The organism is Providencia sp. PROV032 (assembly GCF_028484875.1).
Taxonomy (GTDB): Bacteria; Pseudomonadota; Gammaproteobacteria; order Enterobacterales; family Enterobacteriaceae; genus Providencia; species Providencia rettgeri_E.
In genome coordinates this window covers 20,191-40,791 of sequence record NZ_JAMPSX010000015.1, presented here as the reverse complement: position 1 = coordinate 40,791, position 20,601 = coordinate 20,191, and the positions used below count along the sequence as shown (strand labels likewise).

General features: G+C 40.3%; 19 protein-coding genes. 7 read left to right on the top strand and 12 right to left on the bottom strand.

Annotated elements, in window-relative coordinates; all coding sequences use genetic code 11:
- Nucleotides 1-51 precede the first annotated feature (51 nt).
- A complete protein-coding gene (gene pldA / locus PSF42_RS11030) occupies nucleotides 52-945 on the bottom strand; it encodes a phospholipase A (protein ID WP_125894287.1) in 894 nt (297 codons plus the stop codon).
- A 155-nt stretch (nucleotides 946-1,100) separates the two neighbouring features.
- Here pldA and PSF42_RS11025 point away from each other — a divergent pair, with 155 nt between their 5' ends.
- The 4 genes from PSF42_RS11025 (at nucleotide 1,101) to PSF42_RS11010 (ending at nucleotide 6,679) form a co-directional block, all read left to right on the top strand.
- Complete coding sequence (locus PSF42_RS11025; protein ID WP_125894289.1) at nucleotides 1,101-1,571, top strand: thioesterase family protein; 471 nt, start codon at nucleotides 1,101-1,103, stop codon at nucleotides 1,569-1,571.
- A gap of 158 nt (nucleotides 1,572-1,729) precedes the next feature.
- The gene (gene rarD / locus PSF42_RS11020; RefSeq protein ID WP_213913391.1) at nucleotides 1,730-2,623 is read left to right on the top strand and encodes an EamA family transporter RarD; all 894 of its coding nucleotides are present in this window, start codon (nucleotides 1,730-1,732) and stop codon (nucleotides 2,621-2,623) included.
- A gap of 883 nt (nucleotides 2,624-3,506) precedes the next feature.
- Nucleotides 3,507-4,859 carry an APC family permease gene (locus PSF42_RS11015; RefSeq protein ID WP_125894382.1) on the top strand — a complete coding sequence of 451 codons (1,353 nt, stop codon included), beginning with the start codon at nucleotides 3,507-3,509 and terminating at the stop codon, nucleotides 4,857-4,859.
- Nucleotides 4,860-4,960: 101 nt separating this feature from the next.
- On the top strand, nucleotides 4,961-6,679 hold the full coding sequence (locus PSF42_RS11010) for an amidohydrolase (RefSeq protein ID WP_272680023.1): 1,719 nt from the start codon (nucleotides 4,961-4,963) through the stop codon (nucleotides 6,677-6,679).
- Between the two features lie 147 nt (nucleotides 6,680-6,826).
- Here PSF42_RS11010 and PSF42_RS11005 read toward each other — a convergent pair whose 3' ends face one another.
- The gene (locus PSF42_RS11005) at nucleotides 6,827-6,970 is read right to left on the bottom strand and encodes a Hok/Gef family protein (RefSeq protein WP_125894295.1); all 144 of its coding nucleotides are present in this window, start codon (nucleotides 6,968-6,970) and stop codon (nucleotides 6,827-6,829) included.
- Between the two features lie 549 nt (nucleotides 6,971-7,519).
- Here PSF42_RS11005 and PSF42_RS11000 point away from each other — a divergent pair.
- Both PSF42_RS11000 and prfH read left to right on the top strand, forming a co-directional pair.
- Nucleotides 7,520-8,653 carry an RNA ligase RtcB family protein gene (locus PSF42_RS11000; RefSeq protein WP_272680022.1) on the top strand — a complete coding sequence of 378 codons (1,134 nt, stop codon included), beginning with the start codon at nucleotides 7,520-7,522 and terminating at the stop codon, nucleotides 8,651-8,653.
- Nucleotides 8,653-9,264, top strand: coding sequence for a peptide chain release factor H (prfH, locus tag PSF42_RS10995; RefSeq protein ID WP_125894299.1), 612 nt, complete (start codon nucleotides 8,653-8,655; stop codon nucleotides 9,262-9,264). Before PSF42_RS11000 ends, prfH begins: the two co-directional genes overlap by 1 nt.
- 83 nt (nucleotides 9,265-9,347) lie before the next feature.
- Here the strand turns inward: prfH and PSF42_RS10990 are convergent, their stop codons facing one another.
- From PSF42_RS10990 to lptM, 9 genes are all read right to left on the bottom strand, one after another.
- Nucleotides 9,348-9,617: a hypothetical protein gene (locus PSF42_RS10990; protein ID WP_125894301.1), complete on the bottom strand. Its 270-nt coding sequence runs from the start codon at nucleotides 9,615-9,617 to the stop codon at nucleotides 9,348-9,350.
- 214 nt (nucleotides 9,618-9,831) lie between these two features.
- Complete coding sequence (locus tag PSF42_RS10985; protein ID WP_272680021.1) at nucleotides 9,832-10,416, bottom strand: 2OG-Fe(II) oxygenase; 585 nt, start codon at nucleotides 10,414-10,416, stop codon at nucleotides 9,832-9,834.
- 253 nt (nucleotides 10,417-10,669) lie between these two features.
- On the bottom strand, nucleotides 10,670-11,434 hold the full coding sequence (locus tag PSF42_RS10980) for a hypothetical protein (protein WP_272680020.1): 765 nt from the start codon (nucleotides 11,432-11,434) through the stop codon (nucleotides 10,670-10,672).
- A gap of 194 nt (nucleotides 11,435-11,628) precedes the next feature.
- Nucleotides 11,629-13,791, bottom strand: coding sequence for a DNA helicase II (gene uvrD, locus PSF42_RS10975; protein WP_272680019.1), 2,163 nt, complete (start codon nucleotides 13,789-13,791; stop codon nucleotides 11,629-11,631).
- Nucleotides 13,792-13,878: 87 nt separating this feature from the next.
- Nucleotides 13,879-14,595: a 5-amino-6-(5-phospho-D-ribitylamino)uracil phosphatase YigB gene (gene yigB / locus PSF42_RS10970; protein WP_272680018.1), complete on the bottom strand. Its 717-nt coding sequence runs from the start codon at nucleotides 14,593-14,595 to the stop codon at nucleotides 13,879-13,881.
- Nucleotides 14,595-15,524 (bottom strand): tyrosine recombinase XerC, encoded by a 930-nt coding sequence (xerC, locus tag PSF42_RS10965; protein ID WP_125894311.1) that lies wholly within the window; start codon nucleotides 15,522-15,524, stop codon nucleotides 14,595-14,597. Before xerC ends, yigB begins: the two co-directional genes overlap by 1 nt.
- Nucleotides 15,506-16,210 (bottom strand): DUF484 family protein, encoded by a 705-nt coding sequence (locus PSF42_RS10960; protein WP_125894313.1) that lies wholly within the window; start codon nucleotides 16,208-16,210, stop codon nucleotides 15,506-15,508. Before PSF42_RS10960 ends, xerC begins: the two co-directional genes overlap by 19 nt.
- A 24-nt stretch (nucleotides 16,211-16,234) precedes the next feature.
- Nucleotides 16,235-17,059, bottom strand: a complete 825-nt coding sequence (dapF, locus tag PSF42_RS10955; protein ID WP_125894315.1) for a diaminopimelate epimerase — start codon at nucleotides 17,057-17,059, stop codon at nucleotides 16,235-16,237.
- Between the two features lie 21 nt (nucleotides 17,060-17,080).
- The gene (gene lptM, locus PSF42_RS10950) at nucleotides 17,081-17,266 is read right to left on the bottom strand and encodes an LPS translocon maturation chaperone LptM (RefSeq protein ID WP_004906065.1); all 186 of its coding nucleotides are present in this window, start codon (nucleotides 17,264-17,266) and stop codon (nucleotides 17,081-17,083) included.
- 235 nt (nucleotides 17,267-17,501) lie between these two features.
- Between lptM and cyaY the strand changes: the two genes are divergently transcribed.
- On the top strand, nucleotides 17,502-17,819 hold the full coding sequence (gene cyaY, locus PSF42_RS10945) for an iron donor protein CyaY (RefSeq protein WP_125894317.1): 318 nt from the start codon (nucleotides 17,502-17,504) through the stop codon (nucleotides 17,817-17,819).
- A gap of 46 nt (nucleotides 17,820-17,865) precedes the next feature.
- On the opposite strand, the gene PSF42_RS10940 is transcribed toward cyaY, so the two are convergent.
- Nucleotides 17,866-20,436: a class I adenylate cyclase gene (locus tag PSF42_RS10940; RefSeq protein WP_125894319.1), complete on the bottom strand. Its 2,571-nt coding sequence runs from the start codon at nucleotides 20,434-20,436 to the stop codon at nucleotides 17,866-17,868.
- Between the last annotated feature and the right edge of the window lie 165 nt (nucleotides 20,437-20,601).

Below are 20,601 nucleotides of genomic sequence, written 5' to 3'. Positions count from 1 at the left end.
ATGACTTGGTATGCAACTCAGAACAAAATAGAGAACTGAGTTTTTCTTCCATTACAACATATCGTTTAGCATAACACCGATACCAAAACGTGTTTGGCGATAATTGTAGTCTATCATCGACTCACCATATCCGCTAAACAACTGGGTATAAAAACGCACATGTTTACTAATTGGATAGCTCCACCCCAGTTCTGCACCACCATAACCCGTATTCCAGTTATAACGCCCAGTTGTAGTAAATACACTGTCTCCCAATGCATACCCTACTTTTAAACGATAGTAACCCATATATTTGGTAATATCGGAATTATCATCACGCCCTTCACTTTCATGAATGCGGTACCACGGTTTAAGGTCAACTTGCCAGTTACCATTTTGCGCCATCGCTCTCGCATATACTCGGTTCCAGCTGCGAGAAGTCGGTTCTGAACGCCCATTTGACTCATGGTTAAAGCCCGTTTCAAACTCACGTAACGTCCAACCAGCAAATTGGTAGTCGGTTAACCAGCCAACAAACACTTGAGGCTCATAGTTGGTTTCTCTAAATGGTGAAGACTCTTTTTTATTACTTAGCTGCCACCAAGAACGCTGAGTATAAGAAACAGCTAAAATTGAGTCATCACCCGCAATACCTGCCCATAAAGGAAAAGCTAAACTTAGTTGAAATTTAACTTCATCCTTTAACGCATCATCACCCCAATTGTAGCTAGAAATGGCTTCTTTATTTATCGAGGATGTATAGGTATAAATGATGTAATTCGATTCATACGGGTACAACACAAATGGGTTATCGTGGTGTTGTAGTAACCCTGAAATGATGCTACCACGAATTGGTAGGGTATTTTTTACATCGTCAACAGGCTGAATATCTGTATCTTCGGTCGCAAACAGTGAAGCAGACCAAAAGCTGAGCACTGCACTTAACAAAATCGGTAAAGCGCGCATTAGTCATTCCTATTTTCAACATCGTCCAAAAAAAGTTTGTCCTATTTTACACACAAAACTGAATAACTGTTGCAAGATTATTCATTCGTTTGTTAGAGACATCATTTAAACATAATGTTAACTTATGATTTACATATTTTTAAAGGATGAAAGCGATGAATGACCGTACTTATACTTTAGAAGAAGCCAGTGAGTTAATGAGCCATGCTTTTATTTATAAAATGCCATTTAACCAGCTACTTGGTATTAAATTAATGAGTCTAAATGATGATTTTGTTCAGCTTAGCATTGAGAATCGTCAGCAATTAATTGGTAATTTCACTCAAAACATCCTACATGGCGGTGTGATCGCTTCGATTTTAGATGTTGCAGGAGGCATGGTGTGTATTAACCGTATTTTGCAGCGAATTACCCCCTTAACTCATACTGAGATCGTCGACAAAATGTCTCGTATGGGGACAATTGACCTACGAGTTGATTATTTGCGTCCTGGTCGAGGCCAACTATTTACCGCCAGTGCCAGCTTATTAAGAGACGGTAATAAAATAGCCGTTACCCGCTGTGAGCTTCATAATGAAAATAATCAACACATTGCAACAGCAACGGCAACTTATCTGGTTGGGTAAAAATAAAATATAAATAATTAGTCACCTACTAAACTAATAACTTGTAAAAAAACCTGAGCAATGTCACATTAGTGGTATCAAAAATCGAGCCGCTTAAATCGGCTCGGTCTCTCTGTATAAGTATCTTTTTAGTCTTTAATTCAATTTCAGAGCCAACAATGAGCCAGCAAAATACTACCAAAGGCGTGTTATGTGCCTTAGGCGCCTATTTTATTTGGGGTGTCGCACCTATTTATTTTAAAAGTATCCAAGAAGTGCCCGCAGAAGAAATTCTGACTCATCGTATTATTTGGTCATTTTTCTTTATGATTTTATTATTAACCGTTTCACGGCATTGGAGCTATGTCCGCCAAGTACTAAAGCAACCAAAGAAAATATTAGTTCTTGGTGTGACTGCAACGACGATTGCTTGTAACTGGTTAATTTATATTTGGTCAGTTAATAATGGTTATATGCTACAAGCCAGCCTAGGCTACTTTATCAACCCATTAGTTAACGTACTGTTTGGAATGCTATTTTTACAAGAACGTTTTCGCCGCATGCAGTGGGTTGCTGTTGGTCTTGCATTAACGGGTGTCTTGATCCAGCTATGGCAATTTGGCTCAGTCCCTGTGATAGGGCTAAGCTTGGCTGTAACATTTGCCACCTACGGCTTATTACGCAAAAAATTAGGGGTCGATGCACAAACAGGAATGACATTCGAAACACTTTGGCTTCTTCCTGTAGGGATTATCTTCTTATTATTTTTTGCAGATAGTCCAACGAGTGATATGACAATGAATGATTGGCATTTGAATGTGCTTTTGATTGCTGCTGGGATAATTACTACAGTGCCACTGTTACTATTTACAGAAGCGGCTAACCATTTAAGGCTTTCAACGCTAGGCTTTTTCCAATATATGGGGCCAAGTATTATGTTCTTGCTCGCTGTCTTTGTGTACGGTGAAGTTATGACTCCTGAATTGTTAGTCACCTTTGGGTTTATCTGGGTTGCATTAATTTTATTTACATTAGATGCTTTATATACCCAGCAAAAACTAAGAAGAAAATAACGGATAACAGTTTTCAAAAACTCAGATAGCCGGAAAATAGTGTTAATATTAAATGCCGACTCTCGTTTAATATTCTAAACGAGCTCGGCGTTTCATTATATGGAACTCGAATAGTTAATTTAATTAATGCAAATAGGCTATTTAATTAAGTCGCAAATTCTTTATCTAACTCATCCTAAATCAAAATTAATTTAAATCTTTTTGTTCTTATCTATAATATGCCAAAATTGTAACAAAATAAACTTTACCCTACAAAATCAGTATGTTATCCACAAAAAATTCATCTTGATTTTCTAAGTATAATCGCTATGATTTAACTTATCTTAAATCCACTTCAATTAATAAACACATCCATCAAACAACTCTTTGAAATAAAAGTAGTTGTTTATTTTTTTAAATTAATGATTGCTTAATAGGAACTTGGTAATTATATTGTACGCCGCTTGTATTCACCCCAGCGGATGGTGATGGTCCGATTCATCACTGACGTTTCATTAAAGTGCGCACGATGACATTTCATTTTTAAAATGTCCTGGTGCGAGGTTTTCTGAAATTGAATGCAGACGGTTCTAAAATTTAATTTTATACAATCATGTAGCGTTAAGACTCTAAATAATTCGAAAACATAACTAGGCGGCGAGCGAAGCCAACAACGTTGTAATTCGAAGTATGACGAGTACGACTCTAAATAATTCGAAAACACAACTAGGCGGCAAGCAAGAGAGTCGCTAGGAGCATACAAAAGTATGTGACTAGTGCGAGCGAGCGAAGCCAACAACGTTGTGATTCGAAGTATGACGAGTACGGCTGCATTTTAGGTTCACTCGGCCTGAACATTCAGACAGAGTTGACGTTGTTAAGGGCTTTTGGGAAGGGCTTAAAAATGCAACAGAATACCGTTCAAATGAAACGCGTACTGACCGTGCCTGCGTTAGTTTTTTTCGGGCTGGCTTATATGGTGCCACTCGGAATTTTCACCACCTATGGACAAGTGACTGTATTAAGTGAAGGCCATCTGCCTATCGCTTATTTAATTACATTAGCTGCCGTCTTTTTCACTGCCATGAGCTATTGCCGCATGACAAGCGCACTTCCGCTTTCAGGATCTGCTTATTCATACGTGCAAAAAACCTTTGGCGGCACACTCGGTTTTTTAGTGGGTTGGGCACAACTGCTCGATTACCTCTTTTTACCTATTATTAATTACATTGCGATTGGGATCTTTGTTCACGAAGCATTCCCCAATATCCCGATGTATGTGATTATTTGCAGCACAATTACAATTGTTAGCATTATGAATATTTTGGGAATTAAATTAGTTTCCTCAATGAATATGCTAATCATTTTAATGCAATTTGTCTTTATCGCCGTGTTCCTATATTTGAGTTTTAAAACTTCATTTATATTGGATACTGATGCTTTATTAGCACCGATTACGGTCATGTCAGAACAAGTATCAGGGTTATTTGCAGGTGCTGCGGTACTCTGCTTAGCCTTCCTTGGATTTGATGCGATCTCCACCATGGCAGAAGAAACCAAAGATGCACGGAGTGCGTTACCCAAAGCGATTTTATACACCGTATTTATCGCGGGTACCCTGTTTGTCGTCATCTCCTATGGCGCGCATCTGGTTTACCCGATGTGGCAGGATTTTATTCCTAATACCGATATTGCGAGCCTTGCGGTAATGAAACAAGTGGGTGGCGCGATGATGGCATCTAGCTTTATCACCGCTTATGTTATTGGTGTATTTGCCTCCGCAATGACTTCACAAGCCAGTATTGTGCGTATTTTCTATGCGATGGGCCGAGAAGGTGTGTTGCCACGTTCGCTGTTTGCCTATCTGCATCCAAGACTCAACACACCGATTTACTCGATTATTTTTGTTGCACTAGCGTCATTACTTTCATTGGTACTTTCGCTCAGCATGGTCGCCTCAATGATCAGCTTCGGTGCCTTAATCGCGTTTACTTTTGTGAATTTATCGGTCATTAAGCATTTTTATATTGACCGTAAAGCACCGTTGGATAATACAAAAATTATCACTTGCCTGATTATGCCTTCTGTTGGTGTTATCCTAACATTATGGTTATGGACAAGCCTTGATAGCGAAGCCTTTAAAGTAGGTTTATGGTGGTTAGCTGCTGGGGCTATTTACCTAGCACTATTGACCCATGGTTTTACTCGTCGTCCACCTGCAATCTCTGACGATGAAACTGAAATGATTATAAACTAAGCATTTCAAGTCTTATAAATGATTACGGGGGAGCACTTGCCTTCCCCGTTGTTTTTTTAGCTCTGGTGCCACCAAAGCACCACTGATACAGACGGTTTACAATGAATAATCAATTAGCTGACGTTATTTACTTTAACGGTTATATATATACCGCAGATGATAAAAATCGCGTTGTCGATGCGGTTGCTGTTCGTGATGGTTATATTCTTGCCACAGGTACCTCTGATGAACTTCATCAATATGTTGGCCCTGAGACAGAGAGTATCGATCTCGAAGGAAAAATGATGATGCCTGGCATCATTGATGGTCATATGCATCCTTTTTGGGGCGGTATTCAACTCTTTGGTTGCCATTTAAATTATGAATCGTTAACTATCGACCAAATTTTAGCGCGCGTACAAGATCACCTCGATAAAGACCCTCGTACCGGGGAAAATGATTGGCTCAAAGTCACTGCATGGCTGCGCCAAGGTATGATCCCTGCAGGTGTTGATATGTACCGTGAAGATATGGACAAGCTCAATACAAAACGCCCTGTCGTCTTGTTTTCAAATGACTGCCATACACTGCTAGCAAATAGCCGTGCCCTCGAATTATTTGAAATCACCAAAGATACGCCTGAGCCACCTGATGGTAAAATTGGTAAATACGAGAATGGCGAGTTAAATGGTATCCTTGAAGATGCGCCTGCTATGCGTGCTGCCGATAGCATTCCTTCAATTCGTGAAGACCAAGCAATTGAAGTTGCTGAATTAGTACAGAAAGTCCTTAATCAGCAAGGTGTGACCATGGTGATGGATGCACGCGTCTCAGAACAACAACTTGAAGCCTTTTCTCAATTACAACAACGTGGCGACCTGACAATCCGTTTCCAAGCAGCACGTGAAATTACCCCTGATGAAACACCAAATGTTGCCTCAGTAGCGGCAGCAGTGGATAAAGCTGTTGCATTTGCCAAAAAATGGCACCAAGCCGATTGGACGCCAACCCCGGGTATTGGCTTAAATAATATTAAAATGTTTGTTGATGGTGTCATGCAGTTTCCAACCATGACAGCGTCATTATTGCAGCCATACCGTATCAATCAGGGCACGGATGACGCTCCGAATTGGGTTGAAACGGATAACTACGGTGATTTGTATTTCACGGCTGAGATTCTTGATGAATTAATGGAAAAAATTGCCGCAGCGGGCTATGACCCTCACTTGCATACTGTCGGTGAAGGTGCCGTTTCCATCGTTTTAGATGCGATAGAAAAAATGCGTGCTGCACACCCCGAAAAAGATATTCGCCCAGGACTCGCTCACAATGAATTAGTCCATGCCGATGACTATGCACGTTTTGCGCGTTTGAAAACCATCGCTTTCTTATCCTTCCAGTGGGCAGCGCCAACTCCAGAGCTCGCCGCTTTTGAGAAAAAAATGCTCGGTGATGAACGTTTTGAGCAACTTGAACCCATCGCTAAATTTGTCGATGCTGGCGCAGTTGTCGCATTTGGTAGTGACTGGCCAATCGATGATTTCGACGAGTGGTATGACTTAAAAGTGGCAGCAACACGCCGTGGCCGTGATATTAATGGTCAAAAAGCACCGAGACTGGATAATGACCGAGACTTAACGGTAATTGAAGTTTTGCGCTCTGCTACGATAGACTCCGCTTATGCACAACACCGTGAAGATGTACTTGGCTCATTAGAAGCTGGAAAATTTGCAGATATGATCGTGCTAGATCGTAATGTATTTGAGATCCCAGCTGATGATATTGAGAATGTAAAAGTATTACGCACAATTATTGGCGGAAAAACAGTACATATCGCTTAATAATTTAATTATCTATATAATTAAATAAACACCCCAAAGATTAAATATTATCTTGGGGTGTTTTTAATTGAGTGCTTAATTCCAAACCTGAATACGCACAATTAAATCGGGAAATTACGAGGGAATAGTTTCCCTCGTAAAGCAACATTACTCTTCGTAAGAAAACGTTGTTTGAACAACTGTATTTCCATGACTAATGATAATTAGACAAAGTCTGTCTCGCATTAGTACTGAAATACTAAACACGGTAATACACGCTGAAACAAACGCAATCACTGCGAATTTGCTCATTTCCCTTGACCTCTTAATGGTTAAGAGGCACAATCTCAACTGTTCAGGTTTGGATCGGGCCTCGTTGGTTAATAATAGCGAACGGGGCTTTTCCATTTCTAATCCAAACATTTTATTCCGACAGAGTATGCTTGAACTAAAAAGGCTCAAGCACCCGCAAAAATAATAACAAACTTTTATATTTCACTCACGTTTAATTTCATAGAAATAAATGAAAATACAAATTTAATTACCTAATTATTTATTAGATTAAATATTATAAATAAATTTAAATCATTTAATTTTATATTTTATTTTTATATATTGAACTTCGGAAAAAGGCTAAAAATCGATAGCCTTAAAAATAGTCCTTGCAAAAGAAAAAAGTTATCGTTAGTATCCGCAGCGTTTTACATTCATCTACTAACTGCAAGGAGGTTTACCATGACAACAATTAATCAAACTCTTTGCGGGCACTCTCAGAAATAGCCACTCTCGTTAGTTAATCTATTTTCTTAATTTTGCCTGCTAATTCACCTTATTTTTCAATTAAAAATGAGTTAATAGCTTATGGGCAATACCTTACATACTGTGGATCAGCAAGTTAGCTATATCGCCACAGGATCTACATGGATTGAAAGTAAAGCAATCCAACAATTACAAACAACTGCAAGCTTACCTGGTATGGTATCTGTTGTCGGCATGCCGGATCTGCACCCAGGTCGTGGATACCCAATTGGCGCGGCATTTTTCTCTACCAAACGCTTTTATCCTGCACTGGTTGGTAATGATATTGGTTGTGGAATGGCACTGTTCCAAACTGATCTTAAAAAATCGAAAGTTAACCTCGATAAGCTCGAAAAGCAACTTTCTGAAATGCCAGATCATGCGCCTTTGTCATGGCTTGAAGAGCATGTCCCAAACAACATGCTATCACATGATTTTATGCCATCATTAAGTTCTATTGGTGGTGGAAATCATTTTGCTGAATTTCAAGCCGTTGACGAAATATTAAATACAGAATTATTCAGTATGAGTGGTTTAAATAAACAGCAATTACTGTTATTAGTTCACAGTGGCTCTCGAGGTTTAGGCCAGTCCATCCTTCGTCAGCATGTAGAAAATCATAGTCATGATGGGCTTATAGACAATACTCAAGATGCAAAAAATTATCTGGAAGCACATCAGCGTGCTTTGCATTTTGCTCAGTTAAATCGCCAGATGATCGGCTTACGTATGCTTCAACAGGTTAAGTCAAAGGGTGAACTTGTTCTTGATATCAATCATAACCTAGTTGAAGCCTGCAAAATTAATGGTATTGATGGATGGATACACCGAAAAGGAGCCACCCCATCAGATCGCGGGCTTGTCGTTATCCCTGGCTCTCGAGGTGATTACAGTTATCTGGTTTCCCCACAACCAAGTGAAGTTTGTCTGAATTCTCTTGCTCACGGCGCTGGTCGGAAATGGATGCGAACGGAGTGTAAAGGGCGTTTGTCTCATAAATATACACCGATTCAATTATCAAGAACGGCGCTAGGTAGCCGTGTTATCTGTGCAAACAAACAATTGATTTACGAAGAAGCCCCACAATCTTATAAATCTATTGATACTGTAATTGAAAGTATGGTGAATATTGGCGTTATTCAAGTGGTTGCACGTCTTAAACCTGTCATCACGTACAAAACCAGTGGAGAGTGTTAATGATCTTATTACAATTCTCCTCAGCTCAAGGACCGGAAGAGTGCTGTATTGCTGTCGAAAAAGCCCTTGCCCACTTTCTACAAGAGGCTAAAGAATATCATGTCACTTATGATGTCTTAGAGTCTTTTCCATCTAAAAAAGGGCTGAAATCTGCCTTAGTTTGTTTAGAGGGTGTAGAGGCTGAAACTTTAGCAAACAATTGGTGTGGTACGATCCAGTGGCAATGCCAAAGCCCTATTCGGCCACGGCATAAACGAAAAAACTGGTTCTTAAGTGTGACTCAATTTTCACCTGTTCAACCTATCGAGGAAAGTGAAATTGAATTTGAGTTTACCAAAGCACAAGGGGCGGGAGGTCAACATGTTAATAAAACCTCCTCTGCGGTTAGAGCAAAGCATGTCGCCACAGGTATCACTGTCAAAGTGCAATCTGAACGCAGCCAACACGCTAACAAAAAACTCGCGAAGCAATTAATACAATGGAAGTTGAATGAGAGCCAATCGCAGCAACTTAATGAACTGGATAAACAACGTCATCATTCCCATTATCAAATTGAAAGAGGAAACGCAGTAATTACTTTTTTAGGAAATGAATTTAAGCGATTGATGTAAAATTAGTGCCACTTCTTATTAGGGTGGCACATAATTCAATACAATATTAGAGAATATTTAATTATTAGGATTACAAAACAAACCTATTTAAAACAATAAAAAATCGAACTATTCAATTTAGATGAATAACCCCCTATTTCAGTCACTGATAAATAGTCTTTTTGCGCTGGGAAATGATTTACATTTTGAATTAATGATGACATATCATCATTGGAATTAATTATCACAGTATCACCTATATTTTTCTTACTTAACTCCTTCAATGCTTTTTCTAATTGGCGTTCATACTCTATAACGCTAACACCTTGTTGGGACTGTTTAGAACCATAACCAAATTTATCAGTATCACTCATTCATAAATTCCTTTTATATAATTGATTAACACAATAAAAAATATAGTCAACAATTGAATATTAAAACACTAAGACTCGAATAACTTTAATATCAAGAAAAACAAAAAATCAAATTAATATATTGAAACCGCTGTTATAAAATTTGTTGGATATATAAATAATGAGAATACTTCTATCAGCCACCTCATTAAGAGGTGGTAATAGTCTGAACGGGTTAAAGTATTTTTTCTGTTAAAAACCAACCAGCAATGCTTTCTCGTTTTTGCTGAGTCGGTAGCACTTCATGTGGAAATTCTTCAGACATGAAAAAAATCATGCGGCCAGCCCGGGGTTCTAATTCAAACAGTTGATTGTTTTCTTTATCGTAAACAACAAGTTCACCGCCATCTCCTGTTTGCCATGTTTCATTCATATATAAAACAGTAGTCACCTTACGACGCCCTTGTCCTCTTGGGTTATCAAGGTGCTTTTTATAAAACCCACCATTAGGATAACGGCAGAAATGCGTTTCAAAATCACGTAGCCCTAGATAAAGCTGGCAGTTTAACTCTTGCCTTATCTGTTCCATTTTATCGAGATAATGGGTGATAGGTGCCCCCATTTCAGGCTCTAGCCAAATAGTTTGGTCAGCACGAACAGCTTTATTACCTTGTAATGAGTCTCCATGCCCAATACGCGCATCTTGCAATGTGTTTGGTATACATTGTTTTATCGTTTTAATATCTGACAAGGTCAGAAAATCGTTCCACACATACCAACCTTGTGAGGAAAGTGAATCAATGAGTTTATTGATAGACATGATAAATATAAGAATGGTTATTAGGTAAGATTTTATACTTTATTATCGGGAAAAATTAAAATAAAAAACGTGAATCTTGATGATTCAACAACTATATCGATGATTAATCCTAAAAGTAGGTATTTCTAAATGCAGGCTCTCGAGCGCCATCTATTATATTGATGCTCAACAAGTTTCCTCCTCGAGAGGATATTAATTAAGGGGACTAACAGTAACCAGTTAGCACCCTCAACCAATTAGCAAAATGATATCTTTAGTGTGTTACTCCACACATTGCTGTTCTTCCGACGCAACCTTTAATTTGAATGATGGGTTTTTGATCCAATATAGGGACATCAATACTTGATGAAGCATTACTCTCATAAGCTGGCTTGAACCCTACAATTTGTTCAGCAAGTGTATCTGGCTGTTGACGTTGAGTAAGTGATGATTTCGGTGTTTTCATGCCCTTTAAAAAATCTAATTCAATATTTAAGCGCTCTCGATTCATTTCTTTCATTAACATTTCAACTTCATAAATCTCTTTAGCTAACTCATTACTTTTTATATTAAAACTAGAAATAGGTGTAAAAATCTTGCCCCGTAACCCACCATGATTAACAAAATCTATTTTCTTGAAATTATTTTCAGGTCTATTCCAACTTTCATTATTTTGCAAATCTTGATTGACTTCCTTAATATATATATCAGCTTCAAGTCGACTGTATTGCCAATCTTCCTCTTTCAAATTAGTAAGTGCAGACTCCTGCTTTAATAACATATTAGAGACTTGTTTAACTTTCTCATACTGCTCAGATAGACTTTCATTTATTTTGATCTCAACCGTATTCATAGTGCTATTTATTCTATCAGCATCTCGCCTTTTAGAGACTAACAAATCCTCACGAACAGAATCCATTCTCTCTATTGATTTATTAGCACTATTATCAACATCATTTAATAGCTCATTAATTCTTTTTATTTTCAACTTAACCAAATCTAGATTTTGATTTATATTTGCAAAAATTTCATTTTCCATATGAATAATCTCCATTAATTAACTTAATAAAATTGAAAATAAAGGTTATCGCAAGTTAAAATAAAAAACAAACAGTTTAAATATATCATTAAATTATAAAATCAAGAATACATTATTCAGTATTATATAATTTCTATTATATTTATTTGTGGATTAGTACCGCAATTCTTCGCGGTACTATATTGAATTGAGATCTACAGCATTTCTAGCCGTGCATAAGAAGCCACCAGCCACTTAATTCCCTGCCCTTGAAAAGCAATTTGCAAGCGGCAGTGTTCCCCACTACCTTCAAGGTTAATAATCGTGCCTTCGCCAAATTTAGGATGAACTACACGCTGCCCTAATGCATACCCCGAATCATTTTGGCTAATCGGGGTACCAAGGCGTTGATGACTAACTGGTCTTGAAACCTGCGCTCGCAAGCGAACTTCCTCAACACACTCAGTTGGTAACTCACCGATAAAACGAGAAGGCCTGTGATAAACTTCTTTGCCATATAAACGACGGCTTTCAGCATAAGTGATCGTGAGTTTCTCCATTGCTCGGGTAATACCGACATAGGCAAGGCGACGTTCTTCTTCAAGACGACCGCTTTCATCCATCGACATTTGACTTGGGAACATACCTTCTTCCATCCCCACAATGAATACAATGGGAAACTCTAGGCCTTTAGCTGAATGCAATGTCATTAATTGAACCGCATCTTGACTGACATCCGCTTGCCCATCTCCTGCTTCCAATGCTGCATGAGAAAGAAAAGCCTGCAGTGGCATTAAGTCTTGGTCTTCATCTTGATAACTAAAGTCACGAGTCGCGTTGACTAGCTCTTCCAAGTTTTCAATTCGTGCCTGTGCTTTTTCACCTTTTTCTTGTTCATACATCGCTCGAAGGCCTGAGTCATTAATCACTCGATCAGCCTGAACATGCAATGGCATATCTTGGGTTTCTTTAGCTAATGCATCGACTAATTCTAAGAAACGCTCAATTGCAGCGGCTGCCCGCCCACCGAGTACCTGCTCACGAAGTAAGTACTCACAACTTTCCCATAATGTCAGTTGTTGATCCCGTGCAGTTTGGCGAACAGTATCTAATGTTCTCTCTCCAATCCCACGGGTTGGTGTATTGACCACACGTTCAAAAGAAGCATCGTCGTTGCGATTTGCTATCAGCCTTAAATAAGAGAGCGCATCTTTGATTTCTTGGCGCTCAAAGAAGCGTTGCCCACCATAGATACGATATGGCATAGCACTTTGGATAAGCGCTTCTTCCAATACACGAGACTGGGCATTACTACGGTAGAGCATAGCGCAATCTTGTAAAGCGCCCCCATTTTCATGCCATTGCTTGATACGCCCAACCACATAGCGGGCTTCATCTAACTCATTAAAAGCACAATAGAGGGAAATTGGCTCGCCATCTCCCCCTTCCGTCCATAAATTTTTTCCTAAGCGGTCACTATTATTCGCGATCAATGTATTCGCTGCTTTTAATATATTATTCGTTGAGCGATAGTTTTGCTCGAGACGGATAGTTTCTGCACCAGGAAAATCATTGAGAAAGCGCTGGATATTTTCGACTTGAGCGCCACGCCAACCATAGATTGACTGGTCATCATCACCAACAATCATGACTTTGCCCGTATCCCCCGCGAGTACACGGATCCATGCATATTGGATATTATTGGTATCTTGGAATTCATCGACAAGAATATTGGTAAAGCGCTCACGATAATGCTGCAAGACATGGGGTTTATTTAGCCACAATTCATGGGCTCGTAATAATAGCTCAGCAAAATCCACCAGTCCGGCTCTGTCACAGGCTTCTTGGTAAGCTTGGTATACTTTTAGCCATGTTGCTTCAACGGGATTACCGTAGGCTTCAATGTGTTGAGGCCGAAGGCCTTCATCCTTTTTACCGTTGATGTACCACATACCCTGACGTGGCGGCCATTGTTTTTCATCTAAATTCATCGCCTTGAGTAAACGACGAATTAAACGGTACTGGTCATCGCTATCGAGAATTTGGAAATCTTGGGGTAAATTGGCATCCATATAGTGTTGGCGTAATAGGCGATGCGCCAATCCATGGAATGTCCCTATCCACATTCCGCCTTCACTGGTTCCAATCAATTGATTGATTCTATGGCGCATTTCTGCAGCTGCTTTATTCGTGAACGTCACTGCCATAATTGAAAATGGAGAAGCATTTTCTACAGACATCAGCCATGCGATTCGATGCACTAACACCCGAGTTTTACCACTCCCCGCCCCCGCAAGGACAAGTAAATTGGTACGCGGTGCGGCAACCGCTTCGCGCTGTTTGTCATTAAGACCTTCAAGCAGATAAGAGACGTCCATAGTTACCATCAAAGCAAAACAGTGGCTAACACCACTGTGAGGTTATTGACAATGGCAAACCCCACTGTCTTTTTATACAGTAAATGATTATACCAATGATAAGAGAGAATCCAACCGCGAAATTTCCACATGCGGTAATAAACGCCCCTCTTTCTCTTCCATCAGTGTTTTTTGTTCTGTGTTTATCCAGCAAGCTTGCATACCGCTATTAATTGCACCTTCAACATCCGTTAACAGGTTGTCGCCAACATGAAGAATAAACTGTGGTTCCATCTCAAGCCGCTTCGCCGCTAAGCGATACATATCACAAAATGGTTTTGAGCGGCCGTCGGGCCCTGCTTTCAATACAAATTGAAAATATTGACCTAACCCACATGCTTCAGGCTCTGCATTTCCATTTGTGATCGCCACCAGCGGAACTTTCTCTGCGAGCTGACGCAATGTTTCATGGGTAGATGACGGGATATCGATTCTATTTCGCCAATATGTGAAGTGCGCCATGATGTCATCAGCCCCTTTTTGCGCGGCTTCTTTCGAGTAACCATAATGGCAAAGCATCATTTTGGAAGAAAGCCAACGCCAGCGTGATATATCATGATAAATATCAGGCTCTTGTTCTTCAACAAGGCGCCGAAAAGCATAAAGATCTTCATTATTAAAATGATTAAAGCGCGGATCATATTCACGAACAAAACGTAAAACTTCTTCTTCCGTTTTATCAATAACGGGATGGTTATCGTAAAGCGTGTCATCCAAATCAAACGTGATCGCCAAAATGGGTGATAACGGACGGTAAAAATGCATTAAGGTTTCTCCCTCTTTGCTCTCGGATGAGCCACATCATAAACGTTTGCTAAGTGCTGAAAATCAAGGTGCGTATAGATTTGTGTCGTCGATAAATTTGCATGCCCAAGAAGTTCTTGCACTCCACGTAAATTCCCACTGGATTCAAGGATATGTGTCGCAAAAGAGTGGCGTAATTTATGGGGATTAATGTGGCTATTAACCCCTTGTTTTATTCCCCATTGCTCAAAACGCTTCTGTACGTTCCGATTCGAAATTCGTTTACCACTTTGGGTTGAAATGAAAACAGCGTCATCTTCTGGTTCATAGAGTTCTCGCATCTCAAGCCAACGCTGCAGCCAGCTCACTGCGGTTTTCCCCATTGGCACTCTGCGCTCTTTGCTCCCTTTTCCCATCACCCACACTTCACCCGTATTTAAATCAAGATGGCGAACGTCCAGCCCAACGAGCTCAGATAAACGTAACCCCGCACCGTACATTACTTCAAGCATTGTTCGGTCACGTACAACAAGGGGGTCGCCACTATCCATATTCAACAGTTGGGAAACTTCATCCACATCCATATTTTTAGGGAGACGCTTTTTGGATTTTGGAGCATGGATTGCTTTTGCCGGGTTTGCTGGTAGTTCCCCTTGATGTACCATCCAATCAAAAAAACTACGCAACGATGATAACCGCAACGCCATACTTGCTGCTTGCAAGCCAGATTTACGACTTTTCGCGGCAACATTACGCACAATAGTCGCATCTACTTTTTGCCATTCATGGATATTTAATGAAGCTAACATTTCCACGATAACACTGAGTTGACGGCGATAATTAGTGATAGTGACGGGGCTTAGCCGGCGTTCAACTCGCAAATAATGCAGAAAAGCTTCAATTTGGCTCATCAACCCTTCTGGCTGATTTTTTACAGGCGTTCTATCCATTGGCATAATAACCTCGGTAGAATTTGAGCAACTTTTTCCAGCATGACCGTTCCCATATCATGTTGGTAATGTTCACGATCTCGGCTAGTAAAAATGACCATACCTGATTCACCGTGATGACCAAACAGTGAAATAGCGACTGAGCCCACATTTAATGCTTCGGGTAAAAGTAATTGAATTTCAGGGCCATTTAGCCGACCGAGGTAGTTAAGATTATCGCCAAACCGTTGAATTCTCACGGGTTCAAAGACACGACGCGAAATAACAAGTTGATGCGCATCCATCGGTGCAGACAAATGCCAGCTATCGCTAAACAAACGTACTTGGGCACCTGATAAACCTAATTTTTTTGCCCAACGATTTAGCGCTAACAGCATTTGTTGTAAACTTTCTGCTGACGACATTTCAATCACCAACACTAATAACTCTTCAAAAAGCTCCGCATTTTCATGGGCTTGCTCAACCATAAAACGAATGTCTTGTTCGAGCTCTTTGATTTTCAACCGTTGACGGCTCATCACTAATTCAGGTAATGAAATAGCCTCCCGCACAACATGGGGGATTTTTAGCTGTTCCAACAGTTGAGCATTACGAAGAAAAAAATAGGGGTTTTCCGTTAAGTAGCGCACGACATCGAGCTCATCAATTTGATGAACCAATTCCTGTGCTTTTTTGGTTTTATCCATTTTTCCCTCTTCGGCTATTCAAAATTAGAGTTGAATGACTCCGTCATAAACATGCGTTGCAGGGCCTGTCATATAAAGTGGCGACCCAGGGCCGTCCCACGAAATATCTAATGAGCCCCCCGGCAAATCGACTTTAACCCGTTTCGCCAGTAACCCTTGAGTAATTCCAACTGCAACAGCCGCACATGCTCCGCTACCACAAGCTTGAGTTTCCCCAGCCCCGCGTTCATAGACGCGCAAGCGAATATGGTCAGCACTGATAATTTCCATAAAGCCAATATTGGCACGTTCAGGGAAGCGCTCATGACTTTCTAATGCGGGACCTAACACTTCGACTTCTGCCGTATGAATACTTTCAACTTGAATGACACAATGTGGGTTCCCCATTGAGACAACCCCACACAACACTGTACGTTCTTGTGCTCGAATAATATAGGTCTTTTCTTCTTTGATAGCGCGAAATGGCACTCTCTGCGGTTCAAAATCAGGTTCGCCCATATTAACGCTGACATCATCATTTTCATTTATGGTTAATGTCATACGGCCGGACTGAGTACTGACCTTAATTTTCTGCTTATTCGTTAAGCCTTTTAGCCTAACAAAACGTGCAAAACAACGGGCTCCATTGCCACATTGTGCAACTTCACTGCCATCCGCATTAAAAATACGATAATGAAAATCAAGGTCAGGGTCATAAGGTGCTTCAACTAATAATAGTTGATCGAACCCAACGCCTGTATGCCTGTCTGCTAATCGACAAATCAATTCAGGCGAAAAATACACATTTTGTGTAACACCATCGACAACCATGAAGTCATTGCCTAAGCCATGCATTTTAGAAAATTGCATTTCACGCTCCATAGAGGCGACTTACTGATTATTTGTGGTTTGAGCAGGCTCTTTGGCAGTACTGTCTTGTGCAGTGGGTTGCACATCAGATGCCTTAGCCGGTGCTGCAGTTTCTTCCGGCGGAAAATACAACGGGCCTTTTAAGCCGCAGCCAGAAAGGGTAAATAAAACAACTAGAGCACTAAGCCCAATTAAACTTTTTTTCATTCTTTTTCGCCCGTAATGCTTACTTTTGACATCTGATATTTTACACAATAACAGGAGTGGCCTTGCAAATCACGCCTGTTTATTCAGCATGCTGATATTATATACTTTAGGCTAAATTTAGTCTGAAATTTTTAGTAGGTATGCTTAGATTGACCCCAATGCCGATCCCCTCCTATAATTTCAATCAATAATAATAGTTTTCATTAAATCATTGTGAGCAAACAGGAAATTAATCGTGAATGACAGCGAATTTCATCAGTTAGCCGAAGCGCTACTGAACAGCATCGAAGAGCATTTAGATAATTATGAAGGTGATGCCGATATTGATTGTGAAATCAATGGTGGCGTGATGACCCTTAGCTTTGAAGATGGCAGTAAAATTATTATCAACAAACAAGAGGCATTCCACCAAATGTGGTTAGCAACTAAACAGGGTGGGTACCATTACGATTATCAACAAGGTCATTGGGTTTGTGACCGTTCAGGACATGAGTTTAAGGCTAAACTAGCCGAGGCAATTGCTTTCCAAAGCCAAGAGCCCTTTTCATTCTAAGCCTTATGAATTTAAACGGTGGGCAGCGTTATACTACTGCCTACCATCAATAATAGTGCGCTTGTGGGTGCTGCGGTTGGCTAGAATGCATTTCATACCCAATGTCATCATCTTCTGCCGTAAATGGCCATGTCCCGCCAGAAAAGGCAACAACTTGGTTTTTACCATCTTGATTAATGATTTGGTAAAATTGCGGTAAATTGAAGTTGATAAAGTTTGCACCGTAGGTAAACCGATCATGGGAAGAAGAATAGAATTTACTCACATCACGGACAAGATCTTCTTTCGATCCTTCACAGTGGGAATAGATTTCAACCCGATTCGCTTCATCTAAAACATAAATATTAAAACTGGTATTATCTGCCGTATTTTCAAAGAAAAACTGTACAATCCCTTCACTTGCATAGCCATCGACAACCGCAGGCAAATGGTTGTCACTCTTCGCCTGAAGTTTAACGGGCCAGCCATGCAGCTTGTTATGGGAGATAGCCCCATAGAACTCAACCGCATTCTCAAGTTTTTGTACGGAAACATTCAGGCGCTCAAAGAATAAACCCCATGTCTGCCCCGCGATACGTAATGCCTTAAAACGCCCAGGGTCATTTCGGTTGCTCGATAAACGCAATTCAACACACTCAGAAATTAGCTGTTGTACACGGGTACGAATCAACCCACGTAAGTGCTCACTATAACAAAACACTTCGACCGCTTCAGGAGGTGACGCATCTTGATGCATTTTCCCTAAAATGGTTTTAAGTGCTTCTAACATGCACTGTTCTCCGCTGAAATGTAGCGTTCTTACCTCATTCCACGAATTACGATATAACAAATCAATGCTACCGATCAGACATTGTTGTGATTCGCCAAAACTGAAAATATCCAGTTTTCTAAAATCAACATGAACAACTTGCTCAGAATAGACCTGTGTTGGGTCTTTTTCTAAGTTAACAATGATTGCCAGATGGCGAATTTCACACGGGCTATAAAGCGCTTTTGGCGTTGGAGCGGGTAACCTAATAGGGAAATGGCTTGAAACATCGTGCATTAATTCAAGCAGTTTTCGTTCATCACACTGGGACTTCCCATTATGCATATAAACTTGGGTTGTCTCAGTCAGTAGACCATTAAAATACGCCCACGCCACTAATTTATTTAAATAGCGGTTATATTCAAGAGGTTGATGGCCAATAATGGCATCAATATTTGGCGCTTGGTTATACAGATACCAACCACTCCGGTTAGCGCGCCCCTCAGGCACATAAATAAAGGTGAGATGCGCTTCGCTTAAATCAGGTGAAATTTGGGGGTTAACTAATGTCACCTTACCAGGAAGAGCCTCGAAAGCCGCATATAATTTACGGGTTAATACCCCAATATCTTGTGGGCTTGCACTAACACTTAAATTATTTCTCCGCGCAAAGCGAATAAGGTTACGATAACTTTGCATCATCGTATCAAGTAACTCGTTATGCGCCTCACGGACACGCTCAATTTTCCATTGATTACGTGTATCGAGTATCGACAAACGTGCTTCCCCCCAACCCCATGATTCAACCAACTGAGACAACACATCACGGCGCCAGCCTGAACACGTGTTAGCGTCTTCTTCAGACAGTTTTTCACACACTTTTAGGTAGAAACAACGACGGATAAGGTCAAGACGAGTTAAATCATTAATTTCAGTCAGGTAACGTGTCACACGCTCTAACATTAAGCAGTATGAGTCCAAGCCATAACACACGATTTCGCCAGCATGTAAATGACGCTTAAACTCCATCGCTAATAATTTGCCGTTAGGGTAATCCCATGAATAGGATTCCAACAAAATACTCTTCAATACGGCCTTATAGGGGGAATCGACACTCTTGTACAACTGCCATAGGCTTGCACCGAAATACTCCGCGGCAGAAAGTTCGCTTAACCCGCCTAAATCAAGCCATTCATTAGGCGTTAATACCCCTTGCGCGTATAACCCCATAACATATTCATCGTAATGCTGTTCTTCCTCAACGGGTACCATCGTCCACAATAAACGCTTGCCCGCCATACGCACAGCCGTTCGATAAAATTCATCTAATAGTAGGATGTGTTGCGTTGAACCACAGTTCTCTCCACCGATATGCCCACTGGCATGATGGCGAAAACGATTTTCATCGATTAAAAAAACAGTGACATCAATGCCTAAAGACGCTGCCCACTGCTCAATCAGTGTACATTTTTTTTGTAAGAACCGTTTTTCTTCGTGATCCAACCAAGAGGGGTGACAAACCCACACATCAATATCTGAGCATTGGCTTTGTCCAACAGAAGAGGTACTCCCCATCGAATAAATACCTGTGATGGGTAATTCGCCATTCGTGGCAGTTTCAATAGGTAAAAAGCGTTCAAATTGTTCCAACCACTTCATTTGCTCTGCATCAGGTGAGAAAAAACAGACACCATGAGGCACATTACCTTCAATAAAACCAGGTATCATTGGGTGATGATAATGAAACAAGACAGGCAGCAAGCTATAAACCTTCGAGAAGGCTTCACTCATAGAAGCTGTTGCACGTTCCAACCGTAATTGGTTTATCGCATCCAGTCTTTGTTTTAAGGTTTCAATATAGAGATACAAAGGTTACGCCTGATTGAATGAAAGTAATACAAACCGGAGAATTTCCCAGCACCCAACAGATAGAGATAGATTTAAAATAATTTTCAAATGGATTGTCGGAAACGTGATCAATTTAACACCTTGCATCAAAAGGGTAAAGTAGATCACATAATTTTACGCGCTTAT